Below are 17,708 nucleotides of genomic sequence, written 5' to 3' on the forward strand. Positions count from 1 at the left end.
TTAAATTCGAGCAGAAGATCGTCGAACTTTGATATAAAGAAAGCTCTGCTGATACGATAACAGCAGAGCTTTCCCTTTATAGATTATGACTATGTTGTTTTTCGAAATTCTCAAATTGCTCTTCAACTTCTTTTGAAGGTTGTGTTAGTAAACTAACAATTACGATAGCTAGTAAACTAATAGCGAAACCTGGAATCATTTCATATAAGAAATCTTTTAAGAATTTGAATTGAGTCCATATAATAACAGTAGCGGCACCAGAAACCATACCAGCAAGCGCGCCCCATTTCGTCATACGTTTCCAATATAAGCTTAATAAAATAGCAGGTCCGAATGAAGAACCGAACCCAGCCCAAGCATATCCAACAAGAGCTAAAATCGTATCATTTTGTTTAAGTGCTAATGCACATCCAATTAAAGCAATAACAAGAACAGCCATACGACCGACAAATACAAGTTCTTTATCAGAAGCATCACGCTTAAAGAATGTTCTATATAAGTCTTCTGTTACTGCACTCGAAGTAACGAGAAGTTGAGAAGAAATTGTACTCATAATAGCTGCTAAAATAGCTGCTAATAAAAATCCAGTAATAAGTGGATGGAATAAAATAGTGCCAAGTTCAACGAAAATCGTTTCTGGATCAGAAAGTTTTAAACCTGCTTTTGAATAGTATGCAATACCGATAAGGCCAGTAAACATAGCTCCAGCAACAGAGAAAATCATCCAGCTCATACCAATACGTCGTGCACTTTTAATTTCTTTTACAGAAGAAATCGCCATAAAGCGTACAATAATATGTGGTTGTCCAACATAACCAAGGCCCCATGCGAATAATGAAATAATTCCTAATACAGAAGTACCTTTAAAAATATCTAATAATGCCGGATCGATAGATTTAATTGTTTCAAATGCTGGACCAAGTCCATTTACGTGCATAATTGTTACGACTGGAACAAGAATAAGAGCGACTACCATAATGATTCCTTGCACGAAGTCTGTCCAACTTACAGCTAAAAATCCACCAAATAATGTGTAAGCTACGACAACTCCACCAACGATAAGAAGACCAACATGGTAATTGAGTCCAAATGAATTTTCGAATAATACAGCACCAGAGACAAATCCTGAAGCTACATAAAACGTGAAAAATATCATAATAACAAGTCCAGATACTAAACGTAGCATATGGGATTTGTCGTGGAAACGGTGTTCCAAAAATTCTGGGATAGTAATAGAGTTATTTGCAATTTCAGAGTAGGTACGTAAGCGAGGAGCGACATAAAGCCAGTTTGCATATGCGCCTAATGTTAGGCCAATCGCAATCCAGCTACTACTTAATCCAACGCTAAACATTGCACCGGGTAAGCCCATTAAAAGCCAACCACTCATATCAGCTGCTCCAGCACTTAATGCTGTTACTGCGGGGCCTAGTGTACGCCCGCCAAGCATATAATCTGTTAAGTTGGATGTTTGCTTATAAGCGAAATAGCCGATAATTAGCATCCCGAGCATGTAAATAGAGATAGAAGTTAAAATTAACATCTGCGTACTCATGTAGTTCCCCTTTCTTTTGTCATGTCTTTTGATGCGTTATGCATATTTATCCCGCATGAACGGGCAGTAAAACTCCCACCTTAAAATTGGATGGGCAAGGAAGTTAGGTGGGAGATCAACTGCCCGTAAATGCCCGATTAGTTCAACTAATAATAAGTGGGGGATGAACAAAACCCCCACTTATTAAAGTTTCACTTTATAATCTATCATGATTATTCTGAAAAATCCATATAGAAATATGAATTTTCAGAAATGTAAGCGTTTTTTGATGTGATTTTACTTTTTTAATATATAATATTCATACAAAAAACCTTATTTTTAATAGAGTATTTATTATATTTACATAAAAAGAGGTTGTTTTGTCAATATAATATTGAAAGGAAAGAAAAATAAATTTTTTAAAAAAGTATTGACTTGTGAAAAAAGTCAGGTCTATAATAAGTGCAACTTAAAAAAATGCAAGCGTTGATGAAGAAGAGTACACATGATGAACATGTCAGAGAGCTGATGGTTGGTGCGAATCAGTATGGAATTGATGTGGAATGGGCTTCGGAGCTTCCAAACCGAAACGAAAGAAGTAGGCTTTGGCGACATGATCTCATCGATACAAGAGACACGTATTGTTTTTGATACGGTAAAGTGCGTTACATTTGTAACGAATTAAGGTGGCACCACGGGAGTACCCGTCCTTTCTATAGGATGAGTACTCCCTTTTTGTGTATAAAAAATTAAATAAATGAAATCGTTTAAGTAAGAAGAGTACGTATATTGGAGACGTTACAGAGAGCCGGGAATAGGTGGGAGCCCGGTACGGTGCCATATACGGAATGGGCTTACGAGAGGTATGCTGAACAATTATTTTCAGTAGGCAACCCGGGTTCCGCCGTTACAAGGATAAGGTATAAATTTTGTACCTGAACAAAGCGGGATGCTTTTGCATCCAACACGAGGTGGTACCGCGGTATATTTATCGTCCTCTACATATTTTCGATATGTAGGGGACTTTTTTATTTTTCAGAGTGAGGTGAAGGACATGATGACGAAAGAAGAATTTATAAAACAAAAAAGAGAGAGAAAGACATTTTTAGTAATCACTGAAGAAGAAGGAGATAGCATTACGCCAATTTCTTTATATAGACGTATGAAAGGGAAGAAGAAATTTTTATTAGAAAGTTCACAGCTTCATCAAGATAAAGGGCGTTATTCTTACTTAGGATGTAATCCTTATGGAGAGGTGACAAGCGTTGGTACGGAAGTAGAAAGAATGATATATGGGCAAACAGAAAAGTTAAAAGGTAACGTACTACAAGTGTTAGAAGAAGTAATCGCATCATCACAAGTAGATAGCCCATTTCCATTTTGCGGAGGAGCAGTTGGTTATATTGGATATGATGTCATTCGGCAGTATGAAAACATTGGAGCGGATTTACACGACCCATTAAATATTCCGGAAGTACACCTTTTACTATATCGTGAGTTTATCGTTTACGATCATTTACGCCAAAAGTTGTCGTTTGTATATGTATGCAGGGAAGATGATTCAGCAGATTATGAGGAAGTATACGAAAGGCTACGAGTATACAAAGAGGAAGTGCTACAAGGAGAAGAAGCTGAAGTAAATGCAATACAATCCACATTATCATTCACTTCTTCTATAACGGAAAAAGAGTTTTGTGAGATGGTAGAAATGGCGAAAGAACATATAAGAGCTGGGGACATATTCCAAGTCGTACTGTCACAGCGTTTGCAAAGTGAATGTATTGGTGATCCATTCGCGTTATACCGAAAACTTCGAATTGCAAATCCATCACCATATATGTTCTATATCGATTTTCAAGATTATGTTGTACTCGGTTCTTCACCGGAAAGTTTGCTATCAGTAAGGGAGAATAAAGTGATGACGAATCCAATTGCTGGTACGAGGCCGAGGGGGAAAACGAAGAGGGAAGATGAGGAAATCGAAAAAGAACTGTTGGAAGATGAGAAAGAACGAGCGGAGCATATGATGCTTGTAGATCTTGGGCGAAATGATATTGGCAGAGTGAGTGAAATTGGATCCGTGACGATAGATAAATATATGAAAGTAGAAAAATATTCTCACGTTATGCACATTGTATCTGAAGTTTACGGAACATTGCGAAAACAAACGAGCGGATTTGATGCGTTAGCGTATTGCTTACCAGCAGGGACAGTTTCTGGAGCTCCGAAAATTAGAGCGATGGAAATTATAAATGAGCTAGAGAATGAAAAAAGAAACGTATACGCCGGAGCAGTTGGATACGTTAGTTTTTCAGGGAATCTTGATATGGCACTTGCCATTCGAACGATGGTCGTAAAGGATGAAAAAGCATACGTTCAGGCCGGAGCAGGAGTCGTTTACGATTCAGATCCAGTAGCTGAATATGAAGAAACATTAAATAAAGCGAGAGCGCTATTGGAGGTAATGAAATGATTGTACTAATTGATAATTATGATTCATTTACTTATAACTTGTATCAACTGTTAGGTGAATACGAAGAAGATATTGTAGTCGTAAGAAATGATCAAATAACGATAGAACAGCTAGAAGAGATGAATCCAACAGGAATTGTGCTTTCACCAGGACCAGGAAAACCAGAGGATGCTGGTATTTGTATCGAAGTGATTCGTCATTTTTATAAGAACGTTCCCATATTAGGGATTTGTCTTGGCCACCAAGCGATCATAGCCGCATTTGGAGGAGACATTGTTAGAGCAGAACGTATTAAACACGGAAAAACATCGCGTGTGAAACATAACGGAACGTCAATCTTTTCATACGTTACACAGCCGCTGACGGCGATGCGCTATCATTCCCTTGTTGCAGAGCAAACGAGCTTGCCAGATTGTTTTGACATATTAGCGACAGCGATGGACGACGGAGAAATAATGGCAGTCCGTCACAATTATTATCCGCTCTTCGGATTACAGTTTCATCCGGAATCAATCGCAACAGAAGAAGGCGGAAAGTTAATACGTGCCTTTTTAACAGAAGTAAAAGAGGAGGAAAGAGTATGAATAACTATCTTCGTAAATTAGTGGAGGGTCAACATTTAACAGAAGAGGAAATGTATAAAGCAGGACTACTTTTATTAAGTGAAAACATATTAGAAAGTGAAATTGCAGCTTTCTTAGTCTTACTGAAAGCGAAAGGTGAAACTGCAGAAGAAATATACGGTCTCGTTCGAGCTCTTCGCGAAAAGGCATTGCCGTTTTCGAACCATATACAAGGAGCAATGGACAATTGCGGGACGGGTGGTGACGGTGCTCAAACGTTTAATATTAGCACAACATCAGCATTCGTACTGGCAGGAGCAGGTGTAAAGGTTGCAAAACATGGTAATCGTGCCGTTTCTAGTAAAACAGGAAGTGCAGACTTATTAGAAGAACTAGGTGTAAATATTAGTAGTACGCCAAACGAGATTGATTATTTACTAGAGCATGTGGGCATTGCCTTCTTATTTGCACCAGCAATGCATCCAGCACTAAGGCGCATTATGAAAATAAGAAAAGAGTTAAACGTGCCGACAATCTTTAATTTAATTGGTCCTTTAACAAATCCAGTGAATTTAGAAACACAATTTGTCGGTATTTATAAACGAGATATGTTATTACCAGTTGCACAAGTATTACAAAAGTTAGGCCGGAAACAAGCGCTTGTCGTAAATGGAAGTGGTTTTTTAGATGAAGCGTCATTACAAGGGGAAAATCAAGTAGTCCTTTTAAAAGATAATGAAATAGTAGAAATGAATATTGATCCAGAAAATTATGGTTTTTCAAGAGTGAAAAATGAAGAAATTAGAGGGGGGAATTCACAAGAAAATGCAAAGATTACAGTCGGCGTATTGAGTGGAGAAAAGAGTGTTTACCGCGATACAGTGTTATTAAATGCAGGTCTAGCCCTTTTTGCAAATGGAAAAACAGAAACGATTGAAGAAGGAATTAAACTAGCAACACATAGCATTGACTCTGGAAAAGCATTAACCAAATTAAACTTATTAATTGCAGCAAGCAACGAAAAATTAGAAAGGGTGAACTAAAGTGGGGACGATTTTAGATAAAATTGTAGAACAGAAGAAAAAGGAAGTTGCGGAGTTATATGAAACGTATACACCAGTCAAAACAAAAAGAAAGACACATTCACTTGTAGAAGCGTTACAGCAGTTTACTGTCATTGCAGAAGTAAAGCGAGCATCACCATCAAAAGGAGATATCAATTTACACGTTGACGTACGAAAACAAGTGGGAACATATGAAGACTGCGGGGCAGGAGCAGTATCTGTTTTAACAGATGGTCAATTTTTTAAAGGATCGTTTCACGATTTACAAACAGCAAGAGAAGAAAGTAACATTCCGCTTTTATGTAAAGATTTCATAATCGATAAGATTCAAATCGATAGAGCGTATGAAACGGGAGCAGATATTATTTTACTAATCGTAGCAGCGTTAACGAAAGAAAAGTTAAAAGAGTTGTATAGCTACGTGTTAGAAAAAGGATTGGAAGCGATTGTTGAAGTTCATGATGAACAGGAATTAGAAACTGCGATCCAACTAAATCCACATGTTATTGGCATTAATAATCGTAATTTAAAAACGTTCGAAGTAGATTTAAGCCAAACTGAAAAGTTAGGAAAACGATTGAATGAGGAGAAATTACTTTGGATTAGTGAAAGTGGCATTCATTCAAAAGAAGATATTACCCGCGTTAAAAGAGCTGGGGCAAAAGGTGTATTAGTTGGAGAGGCACTTATGACATCATCTTCTATTAGTAGCTTTTTTGAAGATTGTAAGGTGAATATATGAAAGTGAAAATTTGTGGTATTACTGATGTTGAAACAGCAAAATGTGCTTGCGAATACGGAGCAGATGCAATCGGATTTGTTTTTGCAGAAAGTAAGCGGAAAATTACTCTGGGGCTAGCGAAAGAAATTATTGGGGAGCTTCCAGCACACGTATTAAAAATCGGGGTTTTCGTAAATGAATCAGTTGAAGTGATTCAGAAGATTGCAGATGAGTGCGGGTTAACGCATGTGCAACTACATGGGGATGAAGAGAATCATCAAATTAGAAGATTGAATATTCCGTCTATAAAATCGCTAGGAGTAACTTCAGAGAGTGATATGAAAAGCGCTCAAGCATATGAAACGGATTATATATTGTTTGATAGCCCGAAAGAAAAGTTTCATGGAGGAAATGGAAAGACATTTTCATGGGAATTACTTGAGCATATGCCAAAAGAGTTGCGAAAGAAAACGATATTAGCTGGTGGATTAAACATCCTTAACATAGAAGAAGCAATTCGAACTGTTCGGCCATATATGGTCGATGTAAGTAGCGGAGTAGAGACAGAAGGAAAGAAAGATCTAAAGAAAATAAAACAATTTATTATAAAATCGAAGGAGTGTTCCAAATGAACTACGCATATCCAGATGAAAAAGGTCACTACGGTATATACGGAGGACGATACGTTCCAGAAACGTTAATGCAATCTGTATTAGAACTAGAAGAAGCATATAAAGAAGCAATGCAAGATGAAGCGTTTCAAAAGGAATTAAATCATTATTTAAAAACGTACGTTGGAAGGGAAACACCGCTTTATTTCGCTGAAAATATGACGAAGTATTGCGGTGGTGCAAAGATTTATTTAAAACGTGAAGATTTGAACCATACAGGAGCTCATAAAATTAACAATACAATCGGTCAGGCACTACTTGCAGTACGAATGGGCAAGAAAAAAGTTGTCGCTGAAACAGGAGCAGGACAACACGGAGTGGCAACTGCTACTGTATGTGCCCTACTCGGATTAGAATGCGTCATCTTTATGGGAGAGGAAGATGTGAGACGTCAAAAATTAAATGTGTTCCGAATGGAATTACTCGGAGCGAAAGTAGAAAGTGTAGCGGCAGGTAGCGGCACATTAAAAGATGCAGTGAACGAGGCGCTTCGCTACTGGGTTTCACACGTGCACGATACACACTACATTATGGGATCCGTTCTCGGGCCACATCCATTCCCGCAAATTGTCCGTGATTTCCAAAGTGTAATTGGAAATGAAACGAAAAAACAATATGAGGCGTTAGAAGGAAAGTTACCAGAAGCAGTCGTTGCTTGTATTGGCGGTGGTAGTAATGCGATGGGCATGTTTTATCCGTTCGTACACGATGAAGAGGTCGCTCTTTACGGCGTAGAAGCAGCAGGGAAAGGCGTTCATACAGAAAAGCATGCAGCAACTTTAACGAAAGGAAGCGTCGGTGTTTTACACGGATCAATGATGTATCTTCTGCAAAACGAAGAAGGGCAAATTCAAGAAGCGCACTCTATTTCAGCAGGACTCGATTATCCAGGTGTTGGTCCAGAACATAGCTTGCTAAAAGATATTGGCCGCGTTTCTTATCATTCAATTACTGATGATGAAGCGTTAGAAGCATTTCAATTATTAACGAAAAAAGAAGGAATTATTCCGGCTTTAGAAAGCTCACATGCTGTCGCATATGCATTAAAATTAGCGCCGCAAATGAAGAAAGACAAAGGACTTGTCATTTGCTTATCAGGCCGCGGTGATAAAGATGTAGAGAGTATAAAACGTTATATGGAAGAGGTGTGAAAAATGGGAGTAGAAAAAATTAAAGCAGCGTTTGAAAATGGTAAGAAAGCATTTATTCCGTACGTAATGGGCGGAGATGGTGGACTTGAGAAATTAAAAGAAAGAATTCGTTTTCTAGACGAAGCAGGAGCAAGCATCGTTGAAATTGGTATCCCGTTTTCAGATCCAGTTGCAGATGGCCCAACGATTCAAAGAGCAGGGAAGCGAGCGCTAGATAGCGGTATAACAGTAAAAGGAATTTTTCAAGCATTAATAGAGGTAAGGGAAGAAGTGCAAATTCCGTTTGTACTCATGACATATTTAAATCCAGTACTCGCATTTGGAAAAGAACGATTCATCGAAAACTGCATAGAAGCAGGTGTAGATGGCATCATCATTCCAGACTTACCATATGAAGAACAAAATATTATTGCGCCGTTACTTCGAGAGGCAAACATTGCGCTAATTCCACTCGTTACCGTAACGAGCCCAATTGAGCGAATCGAAAAAATTACGAGTGAATCAGAAGGATTCGTCTACGCTGTTACAGTAGCGGGCGTAACGGGAGTACGTCAAAACTTTAAAGAGGAGATTCGTAGTTACTTAGAAAAAGTAAAATCACACGTCAACTTACCAGTAGTCGCAGGATTCGGTATTTCAACAAAAGAACATGTAGAAGAAATGGTTACAATATGTGACGGAGTTGTTGTTGGAAGTAAGATCATTGAGCTTTTAGAAAATGAAAAACGAGAAGAAATATGTGAATTAATATATGCAACAAAACAAAAAGAAGAGGCGTAAGTCTCTTCTTTTTGTTTTGCGTAATAAATGTTAAAATATACAGAAAATACATTTAATTCAGAGGTGAGAAGGCATGCTAAGACGCAAATTACTGTATCTTCTTTTAACTATACCACTATACGCTTGGCTCATTAGCATGGCGAAAATAGAGTTGATGGCTCTATTTTTAGGATATGTATTTATCTTTTCCAACTTAAATCGCATTCAAGAACAGTCTATTTTAGAAATATGTCTATTTTCGATTAGTGTAGAATTATTTAGTATCGTTTCGATTGTATTATTAAACGAATTATTTCTACGGATTCATTCATTTACATTAATGAAATTTGGGAATATTGTATTGCAAGCAATATGTACTTACATTGTGTTTGTTGTGTTAGAAAAAATAATTGGGCAGCAGACAGTTTTTCAGAATAATAGAAAATGGGGTGAATGAAAAGGAGCCGTTTGGCCCCTTTTTTGAATCTGTTGTAAAAACAATTGAAAATTATGTCATCTGTTATATAATAGTTAAAAATTGTATTTTAAACGAAATGAGATGATAACATGGCCATATTGTTGGCACTTATCCCAATTATGATGATTTTCATTTGTTTATTTTTATTTAAACAAACGTCATTAAGGTCCTCGTTAATTTCTTATGCAGTGTCTGTCGGAATCGTTTTACTCTCGCCAACGTTTCGATTAGGGATAAGTGAAACTGTGCACGCAACGATTAAAGGATGGTTAATTTGTTTTATTGTCGGGTACGTTTTATTTTTCGGTATTTTTTTATTTCACCTCATGAACAAAATGGGATACATCGATCAAGTAGCACGTTTTTTAGAAGAAATCACACATGATCGCTTATTACAAATGCTGCTTATGTGTTTTGGCATTTGTCCGCTTATTGAATCAGTAAGTGGATTTGGTATTGGATTCATGGTTGCAGCACCTATTTTTCTTTCGCTAGGCTATAAACCATTTCAAGCTGTACTGCTCTCATTCATCGGCTTACTAGCTAGTTCATGGGGCGCAATGGCAACGGGTACGATTATCGGTTCGCAGCTAATAAATATGCCTCTTACAACACTTGGTACAAATACAGCGCTATTAAGTATTCCGATGTTTGCTTACTTCGTTATTCTTTCTTTACACGTTGTTGGCGGCTGGCAAGCGGTTATAGAAAAGTGGAAAGAAGGAGTAGGGTTCTTTCTATTATTTTCTCTCGGAATCTATCTTTCTAATGCATACGTAAGTGTTGAACTAGCCGGGATATTAAGTTCTATCGTTACGATTACATTTGGCTTTCTTATCATTAAATTAAAAGGAAAAAGTGGGCAAAATCTTATAACAGAACATGCGGCTGCAACGGAGAGAGAAGTATCCATTATAAAAATTATTAGCCCTTATATATTTCTAACAGTTTGTATTTTACTTTCTCGCCTCGTTCCAGCATTACATGATTTGTTCAGATCATATGCGGTTCTTGATTTGAAATCATACTCTTATAAACTAGAGTTACTATATTCACCAGGATTTTGGCTCGGTATGACTTGCTTATTTACTATTATTTTCTTCCGCATCCCGTCTAATATTATTAAACAATCATTCTCACAAACGATCAAACAATGGATTCCATTTGCTATTACGACGACAATGTTTATCGCCATTTCAGAACTAATGGGTGCATCTGGCATGCATTCATTACTTGCAAAAACAGCTGGTGAAACATTTGGAACCTTTTTCGTTTTTGTTGCTCCGTTTATTGGCGCTATTGGTGGATTTTTAACAGGTAGTAACGCAGGATCAAATGCAATGTTTATAAAACTACAAATGCAAACCGCACAAAACGTAGCACTCCCGTGGCAATATGTCACAACACTTCAAAACACCGCATCATCAGTAGCGACAATCGCTTGTCCATCACGGATTACATTAGGTGCTTACTTATGTAATATCCCTTACCGTGAAAATGAACTATTAAAGAAGACAACGTTAATGATCTTTGGTGCGGTTTTACTTGTAGTGGTAGAGGTTATTGTTTGGTATATGTTGAGAAATTAAAAGTCCCCCTAACATAGGAGGATTTTTTTTATGAGTGGATAATGATTTAAATATGAATAGCTTCTACTAAATGAATAGGAGATGAAATGTATGCCCCTAAAAAACTACGGTGTGTTAAAAGGTACAGTTATACAATCAAAGATTGGAAAAGGGAAAACACCTCATTATCAAGTTCATTTACAGGGCGAGACTGGAGCAGATTATCGTATTGCAATTAACGTAAAGTCGCAAAGTTATCCGTCAGAAGTTTTATATTTTGCGAGTAACAATATTAAATCAGAAGCGATTCATATTTTACCGACATTACCATTCGGTTTTACAGAAATAAAAAACAATGAACCGAAAGTGGCTTTAGATTATGTAAGAGGAAATCTATTTAATTCAAAACAAATGATTCCTTTGCCTCCCGAAAAAGCAGGAGCAGATAATGATTTAAACGAAAAAATAGAACGTTATATAAAGCGAGCGATAGAAGAAAAAGCGATTATTTACGCGTTTGGTGAAAGATGGGGACCAGAAGAAAATACACCAGATTCCTATTTTCATTTCAAACCAGGAAACGGTATACATGATATTCACATGAATCAAGGGAATGTAGAGAAATGGAAAGGTGATAATGGCATATGGCAAGACGGAGGGATACTCATTCACTTTGAAAAGGAAGAAGAATGGATTGGTATCTTTCTTGCATTCCAATCACAGTCATGGTGTACCGATGAAGAAGGGCATGCTCGTGTGCCTGTTGAGCATTGTGATTATAAGGGGAATAATTAATAAGAAGAGGGCGTTCAAAAAGAACGCCCTCTTCTTATTTTATAAAACGAAAAACTAACGAGTGTAGAAAGACAAGAGAAAAGCAGTGCTACACTAGAAAACGCAATGAGATACATATTATATTTCATAACCTGTCCAATTAGCTGGTTACTGTCGTATTGAAACAGTCCCGCTATGATGTTGAATAAAAATAAAACGATAAACATGACGATAACTCCGTCTATTGATCCTTTAATGTCTGGTTTACTTAAAGCGATATGTGCGGAAATACAAATGGCGATAAATAAAAATAACCAAAAGGAAGGATTCAATAAATTGCCGATTGTAAATAAGCTTTTCAATAATACAAACGTCGACAAGAGCATGTTTTGAATCATTTCTACATTAATAGAAGTAGAAGCGATCGTTTTTTCGAGAGTTGTATTAAATAAAAAATATGATTCTGGTACGAAATAGCGCATTAAAAGGATTAATGCAGTAATACCAGAAATAATAGGCCCGATGCCGATGAAGAAATTCCCAATTCGTTGATACACACTTTTTTGATTGTATTGATGTTGTACGTAACCTAATGCTCCTTGACTTGTATCTGTTGGGAAAAACTGCATTGCTACAATTTTATGACGGAACAGTACGCACATAATGGCATGTCCAAGTTCGTGAATCGGAACACCAATCCACGCCGTTAAAAGGAATCCTTTTCTTCCGAAAGCCCTCGACCAATACATTCGTGTTAGTGATTCTAAATAACCTAATAGAAATCCAATTACAATGATAACGCCAATTAAAGAAAATAATTGGATTACGCTCGTAAGGAATATTTGAAAAATTGAGTTTACCAATTCCATTGTCTTTCATCCAATCTGTTAAAAATGTTATTTGTTCTGTTTCATAATAGCATTATTTTTCAAGATTGCTAGCATATATAATTTCTTTTGAAAGAAGGATTTCAGAATCTTTTTCTTGTAGTCATGTTTTATGTACAAAGTCATATATTGAATTTGTAACACCCTATATGGTATATGCTTAAGGAGGGATGAGAGAATGAAATGTCCGTCATGTCATACAGAAAATGCAGCAGAGGCAAAGTTTTGCGGGAATTGTGGACATTCGTTAACGGAAGAAGTAGTGGCAAGTAGTGGTCAAGAAGAAGGGCCGGAACAAGCACGCGCGGCACAAGTAAAGGAAACTCGGCCAAATGAAACGGTAGAGCAAGCGAAGCGGTTTGCGAGCGGCTATTTTCAATTTTTTAAACATGCATTACAAGCACCGACAGCGATTATGAAAAGCGGCACGATTGAAGTAAGAAATGGAATTGTAAGTCTTGTTCTTATTTGTTTTTTAGGAGCATGTATTTTTTATAGAATGATGAGTGCAGCATCAGCAGTTACGAGAACATTTGCACCAGATATATCTACTCCCACATTTTTTGTAGAATCTATAACGGTCTTTTTCTTTTTATTAATTTTAACTTTATTTGTCGGATTTATTATTTTTGTAAGTGGTAAGATGATGAAATCATCTTTTTCGTTTCTTGAAGTATTCGGTATATGGGGAACGCTAGCGACGCCGGCTATTGCTATATTAGTCCTTTCTTTTCTTTTTAGTTTCTTATTAATCTTTTTCTTACCGATATTATTATCGGTAGCTGCAACTTATATAGGGATTAGTATAACTGTAGCCATATTAAAGCTAGACAATGGCGGATTAGATCTCGTGTACACACTTATTATTGCAAATGTTTTAATTGGAATTGCAACATTTATTGTACTTTGGTCTTACATTAGCACGATAATTCAAGCCTTAACACAGGGAATAACTGGCTTCTAATGAAAAGGTGGTTGACTGGATGAATGTATGTACAAAGTGCGGAATTCAGTTTGAAGATGGTGTGCAATTTTGTCAAAACTGCGGGACGAAGAGGGGAAGTCCTGTAGTAAAGAAGAACATGAGCGGTGGTGCAAAGGTTGGCATTACACTGTTAGCACTATTTGTTATAGCGATTATTGGATTATATTTGTACGGATCATCGTATTATACGCAGGTGGCACAAGTAGATCGGATGATTACGATTTTACAAGAGAGGGACGGAGAGAAATTAGCTGAGATCATTACGGCAGATGATCAATCGGTTATGATAACAAAAGAGAGTTTAACGCCTCTATTTTCATATATAAAAGAAAATCCATCGTATGTGAATGAATTAAAAGAATATTTGAGACAAGGTGAAAAACAACGGGACGGAATAGAAAGAGCTGATTTTTCGTTAACGAAAGACGGAAAGTATTTCTTTATATTTGATCGGTATAAATTGAAAGTGAAGACGTACTATACCACTTTGCTTACAAATGAAAAAGGCGTATCGTTAAAAATGAACGGAAAAGAAATTGATAAGACAGATGACAAAAAGTTTGAGAAGCAATATGGGCCGTTTCTTCCGGGCAATCAAGTGTTTCAATCAGAATATAAAAATGATTATGTAAAACTATCGCGTGAGGAAAAGGTTGTACTTATGAAACAAAGCCAAAATAACGTAATGATAGATTTAACGTTGCAAGGTCAATATATTACAGTTCAAACGAACGCGCCTGGTGCAACATTGTACGTAAATCAAAAACCAGTTACAGCACTGGCAGGAGAAGAAATTACATGGGGGCCTATAGCGACTGATGGAAGTACGACGATTTATTTAGAACGAAATGGAGAAAATGGAAGGGAAACGACGAAGGTAGAAACGGTAACGGCACTTCCGTCTTATAATCTTCCATTTCAAAAGAAAAGTACAGAAAAAACAGTTGTTTATAATGTTACTCCGCCATCTACCACTCCGTATGTATATAATGGTTTCATTTTCCCAGATAGTGATATTCGAAAATTAACGAGTACAGATTTAGCATATTTATCGAAAGAACAGTTGAAAATTGCTAGAAATGAAATATATGCAAGGCATGGACATATTTTTCAGACGAAAGATATGCAAACGTATTTTTCAAAACAATCTTGGTATAGAGAAAATCCATATTTTACAGGAAAGCTAACAGATATTGAAACTTATAATGTTGAACTCATCAAATCAAGAGAATAAACATGTGAAAAAGGTACAGTGCATAACTGTACCTTTTTTATGGTTATTTATCTGAACCAGGATCCCTTGAGAAAAAGATGTGAAAGAGAAATGTGACTTTACTTGATCCTCCTGATGTACTAGCTTGTATATGTGATAAAGGACCAGATGTTAGGGCTGCCTCGGAATGGGGGGGTACGACTATTTTGAGCGCATGATCTGATTCTGGTGAAGCAGTAACAGTTATTGTATCGTCAGAGAAGTTCAGAATTTTAACTGAACCGACTGGAAAGATAGACTTGCCAGCATGTGATGCTGAAGCGAATTGGGTAGCTTTCCAAATATCTTGCGCAAACGTATCATCGTTAGATAACCAGGCACGAGCGCTGTATATTGTCGCATTAATGGAAAATTCTTGGTCAAGTGAGAGGGCGGGTTTCGGTTCTTTTGGTTCTTGCGGTTCATCTGGAAGCTGGGCGAGAAGGCCGGCGCACATATATTTCACCTACTTTCAATAGTAACTGTTATAGCATATTAAACATGTTGTTTATGAGACACGACGGCTACCTATTCAGGCATAGGTTTGTGCACCAAATTTGAAGATAAAATCCTCTTTCTTTACAATGGAAGTAGGTGTTATTTCTATAAAATATGGAAAACGTAAAGAGTATGTAAAAAAGAAGGAGTGGTAAAGTGAACTATGTCATTATTGGCGGAGATGCAGCTGGTATGAGTGCAGCTATGCAAATTGTTAGAAACGATGAAAATGCAAATGTTGTAACTTTAGAAAAAGGTGAAATTTATTCATACGCTCAGTGTGGATTACCGTATGTCATTAGTGGTGCTATCGCTTCAACTGAAAAGTTAATCGCGCGCAACGTAAAGACGTTTCGTGAGAAATATGGAATTGATGCGAAAGTGCGTCATGAAGTAACGAAAGTAGATACGGAAAAGAAAATGGTGTACGCAGAGCATACGAAGACGAAGGATGTCTTTGAATTTCCATATGATCGATTATTAATTGCGACTGGAGTGCGTCCTGTTATGCCAGAATGGGAAGGACGGGAATTACAAGGCGTTCATCTTTTAAAAACAATTCCTGATGCTGAGCGCATATTAAAAACGCTAGAAACGAATAAAGTTGAAGATGTAACGATTATTGGCGGTGGTGCCATTGGACTTGAGATGGCAGAAACATTCGTCGAACTTGGTAAGAAAGTAAGAATGATTGAGCGAAATGATCATATCGGTACGATTTATGATGCAGATATGGCAGAGTACATACATAAAGAAGCAGATAAGCATCATATTGAAATTTTAACGAATGAAAATGTAAAAGCATTTAAAGGAAATGAACGAGTAGAAGCAATCGAAACGGATAAAGGTACGTATAAAGCAGATCTTGTTTTAGTGTCGGTTGGAGTGAAGCCAAATACTGATTTTCTTGAAGGGACAAATATACGTACAAATCATAAAGGAGCAATCGAAGTAAATGCATATATGCAAACGAATGTGCAAGACGTATATGCAGCCGGTGATTGCGCAACACATTACCACGTTATAAAGGAAATTCATGATCATATCCCGCTCGGAACGACTGCCAATAAGCAAGGGCGACTTGCTGGACTGAATATGCTTGATAAACGAAGAGCTTTTAAAGGTACGTTAGGCACAGGCATTATTAAATTTATGGATTTGACACTCGCAAGAACAGGGTTAAATGAAAAAGAAGCAAAAGGGCTACACATTCCGTATAAAACGGTCAAAGTAGATTCTACAAATATGGCGGGCTATTATCCAAATGCAAAACCACTTTACTTGAAATTACTATATCGCTCCGATACGAAACAATTATTGGGCGGGCAAGTAATTGGAGAAGAAGGCGTAGATAAACGTATTGATGTGATCGCGATGGCACTTTTCAATAAAATGAGCATTCATGATTTAGAAGATGTCGATTTAAGTTATGCACCACCATATAACAGCGTTTGGGATCCAATTCAGCAAGCGGCAAGGAGAGCAGAATAGCACTTTTTAAAGTGCTATTTTTTTGTTAAAGGGGAATTATCATTTTTGTCGAATGAAGAGGATCGGGAAATAGTTACATATGTGGAAGGGGAGTTTTTTTATGATTGTAGCACTTCAAAAAGTTCAAGAATCAGAAAAAGAAATATTACGTAATTTGTACACTTTATATCTTCATGACCTTTCTAAGTTCACTATGAATATAACTATCGGAGCGAACGGATTTTTTGAATACGAAGATTTGCATATGTTTTGGAAAAATGACGGAATCACGCCGTATTTTATAAAAGTTGATCATAGTATTGTAGGATTCTTATTACTACTGGAACGTCCGTTTTTGAAGAAGGAAAATGATTTTGGTATTAATGATATTTTCATATTGAATCAATATAAAGGAAAAGGAATCGGTAAACAAGCTGTTGAGAATTTACTAGAAGAGAAAAGAGGACAATATTTCGTTATCGAACTTGTAAAAAATGTACCAGCAGTGTCGTTTTGGAAGAAAGTATATAAAAAACTGAACATTGAATTTGATGAGAGAGAGCAGTTAATTGATGATGAAGAATGCCTCGTTCAAACGTTTAAAATTTAATGAAGTTGGTGTTCCTTTTATATTCCTTTGAAATTTAACTTTATCCCGCTATTTGCGGACAGTAAGACCCCCATCTCAAAATCCAGCGAAAGCAAAGAAGTTAGGTGGGTGATCAACTGCCCGTAAAAGCCCGATTGGTTCAACTAATAATCAGTGGGGATGAAGACCCCTATTGATTAAAGTTTCACTTTATTTTGAATATACCGTTCCCCCTTGAAAACATATTACTAATCGCTTATATTTTCATATA

At 36.9% G+C, this 17,708-nt stretch carries 17 protein-coding genes and 2 other annotated features; of the genes, 14 read left to right on the forward strand and 3 right to left on the reverse strand.

All coding sequences use genetic code 11. The features are described from left to right. Nucleotides 1-76: 76 nt before the first annotated feature. Nucleotides 77-1,555 (reverse strand): sodium/proline symporter PutP, encoded by a 1,479-nt coding sequence (putP, locus tag ASE54_RS18365; RefSeq protein WP_000107191.1) that lies wholly within the window; start codon nt 1,553-1,555, stop codon nt 77-79. 456 nt (nt 1,556-2,011) lie between these two features. Next, nucleotides 2,012-2,249, forward strand: a binding site (T-box leader). 42 nt (nt 2,250-2,291) lie between these two features. Continuing rightward, nucleotides 2,292-2,536: a binding site (T-box leader), on the forward strand. 52 nt (nt 2,537-2,588) lie between these two features. On the opposite strand from putP, the gene trpE reads away from it, so the two are divergent. From trpE to ASE54_RS18420, 10 genes are all read left to right on the forward strand, one after another. Then, the gene (gene trpE / locus ASE54_RS18375) at nt 2,589-4,007 is read left to right on the forward strand and encodes an anthranilate synthase component I (protein ID WP_002083083.1); all 1,419 of its coding nucleotides are present in this window, start codon (nt 2,589-2,591) and stop codon (nt 4,005-4,007) included. Next, complete coding sequence (locus ASE54_RS18380) at nt 4,004-4,591, forward strand: aminodeoxychorismate/anthranilate synthase component II (protein WP_000636336.1); 588 nt, start codon at nt 4,004-4,006, stop codon at nt 4,589-4,591. The genes trpE and ASE54_RS18380 overlap by 4 nt, the downstream gene beginning before the upstream one ends. Further along, nucleotides 4,588-5,613 carry an anthranilate phosphoribosyltransferase gene (trpD, locus tag ASE54_RS18385; protein ID WP_001067363.1) on the forward strand — a complete coding sequence of 342 codons (1,026 nt, stop codon included), beginning with the start codon at nt 4,588-4,590 and terminating at the stop codon, nt 5,611-5,613. Before ASE54_RS18380 ends, trpD begins: the two co-directional genes overlap by 4 nt. Before the next feature lies 1 nt (nt 5,614). Beyond that, on the forward strand, nt 5,615-6,376 hold the full coding sequence (gene trpC / locus ASE54_RS18390; RefSeq protein WP_000536711.1) for an indole-3-glycerol phosphate synthase TrpC: 762 nt from the start codon (nt 5,615-5,617) through the stop codon (nt 6,374-6,376). Beyond that, nucleotides 6,373-6,987 (forward strand): phosphoribosylanthranilate isomerase, encoded by a 615-nt coding sequence (locus ASE54_RS18395; protein WP_000865127.1) that lies wholly within the window; start codon nt 6,373-6,375, stop codon nt 6,985-6,987. Before trpC ends, ASE54_RS18395 begins: the two co-directional genes overlap by 4 nt. Further along, nucleotides 6,984-8,177, forward strand: a complete 1,194-nt coding sequence (gene trpB, locus ASE54_RS18400; RefSeq protein WP_001105027.1) for a tryptophan synthase subunit beta — start codon at nt 6,984-6,986, stop codon at nt 8,175-8,177. The genes ASE54_RS18395 and trpB overlap by 4 nt, the downstream gene beginning before the upstream one ends. Nucleotides 8,178-8,180: 3 nt before the next feature. Continuing rightward, nucleotides 8,181-8,957, forward strand: coding sequence for a tryptophan synthase subunit alpha (gene trpA / locus ASE54_RS18405; RefSeq protein ID WP_000537822.1), 777 nt, complete (start codon nt 8,181-8,183; stop codon nt 8,955-8,957). Between the two features lie 73 nt (nt 8,958-9,030). Beyond that, nucleotides 9,031-9,393, forward strand: coding sequence for a DUF4029 domain-containing protein (locus ASE54_RS18410; RefSeq protein ID WP_000946135.1), 363 nt, complete (start codon nt 9,031-9,033; stop codon nt 9,391-9,393). 110 nt (nt 9,394-9,503) lie between these two features. Further along, the gene (locus tag ASE54_RS18415) at nt 9,504-11,003 is read left to right on the forward strand and encodes an L-lactate permease (protein WP_000996272.1); all 1,500 of its coding nucleotides are present in this window, start codon (nt 9,504-9,506) and stop codon (nt 11,001-11,003) included. A gap of 90 nt (nt 11,004-11,093) precedes the next feature. Continuing rightward, entirely contained in the window at nt 11,094-11,777 is a 684-nt protein-coding gene (locus ASE54_RS18420; protein WP_001128601.1) for a YukJ family protein, read from the forward strand. Nucleotides 11,778-11,791: 14 nt separating this feature from the next. Here the strand turns inward: ASE54_RS18420 and ASE54_RS18425 are convergent, their stop codons facing one another. Beyond that, nucleotides 11,792-12,625, reverse strand: coding sequence for a hypothetical protein (locus ASE54_RS18425; RefSeq protein ID WP_000424500.1), 834 nt, complete (start codon nt 12,623-12,625; stop codon nt 11,792-11,794). Nucleotides 12,626-12,821: 196 nt separating this feature from the next. Between ASE54_RS18425 and ASE54_RS18430 the strand changes: the two genes are divergently transcribed. Continuing rightward, nucleotides 12,822-13,607 (forward strand): zinc ribbon domain-containing protein, encoded by a 786-nt coding sequence (locus ASE54_RS18430; protein WP_000650096.1) that lies wholly within the window; start codon nt 12,822-12,824, stop codon nt 13,605-13,607. A gap of 19 nt (nt 13,608-13,626) precedes the next feature. After that, nucleotides 13,627-14,862 carry a YARHG domain-containing protein gene (locus ASE54_RS18435; protein ID WP_001099914.1) on the forward strand — a complete coding sequence of 412 codons (1,236 nt, stop codon included), beginning with the start codon at nt 13,627-13,629 and terminating at the stop codon, nt 14,860-14,862. 43 nt (nt 14,863-14,905) lie between these two features. On the opposite strand, the gene ASE54_RS18440 is transcribed toward ASE54_RS18435, so the two are convergent. Then, complete coding sequence (locus ASE54_RS18440; protein WP_000332402.1) at nt 14,906-15,337, reverse strand: hypothetical protein; 432 nt, start codon at nt 15,335-15,337, stop codon at nt 14,906-14,908. A gap of 197 nt (nt 15,338-15,534) precedes the next feature. Between ASE54_RS18440 and ASE54_RS18445 the strand changes: the two genes are divergently transcribed. Further along, entirely contained in the window at nt 15,535-16,869 is a 1,335-nt protein-coding gene (locus tag ASE54_RS18445) for a CoA-disulfide reductase (protein WP_001110230.1), read from the forward strand. A 100-nt stretch (nt 16,870-16,969) separates the two neighbouring features. Beyond that, nucleotides 16,970-17,458: a GNAT family N-acetyltransferase gene (locus ASE54_RS18450; protein WP_000634327.1), complete on the forward strand. Its 489-nt coding sequence runs from the start codon at nt 16,970-16,972 to the stop codon at nt 17,456-17,458. The last annotated feature ends 250 nt before the right edge of the window (nt 17,459-17,708 follow it).

Source organism: Bacillus sp. Root131 (genome assembly GCF_001429475.1).
Classification (GTDB): domain Bacteria; phylum Bacillota; class Bacilli; order Bacillales; family Bacillaceae_G; genus Bacillus_A; species Bacillus_A thuringiensis_S.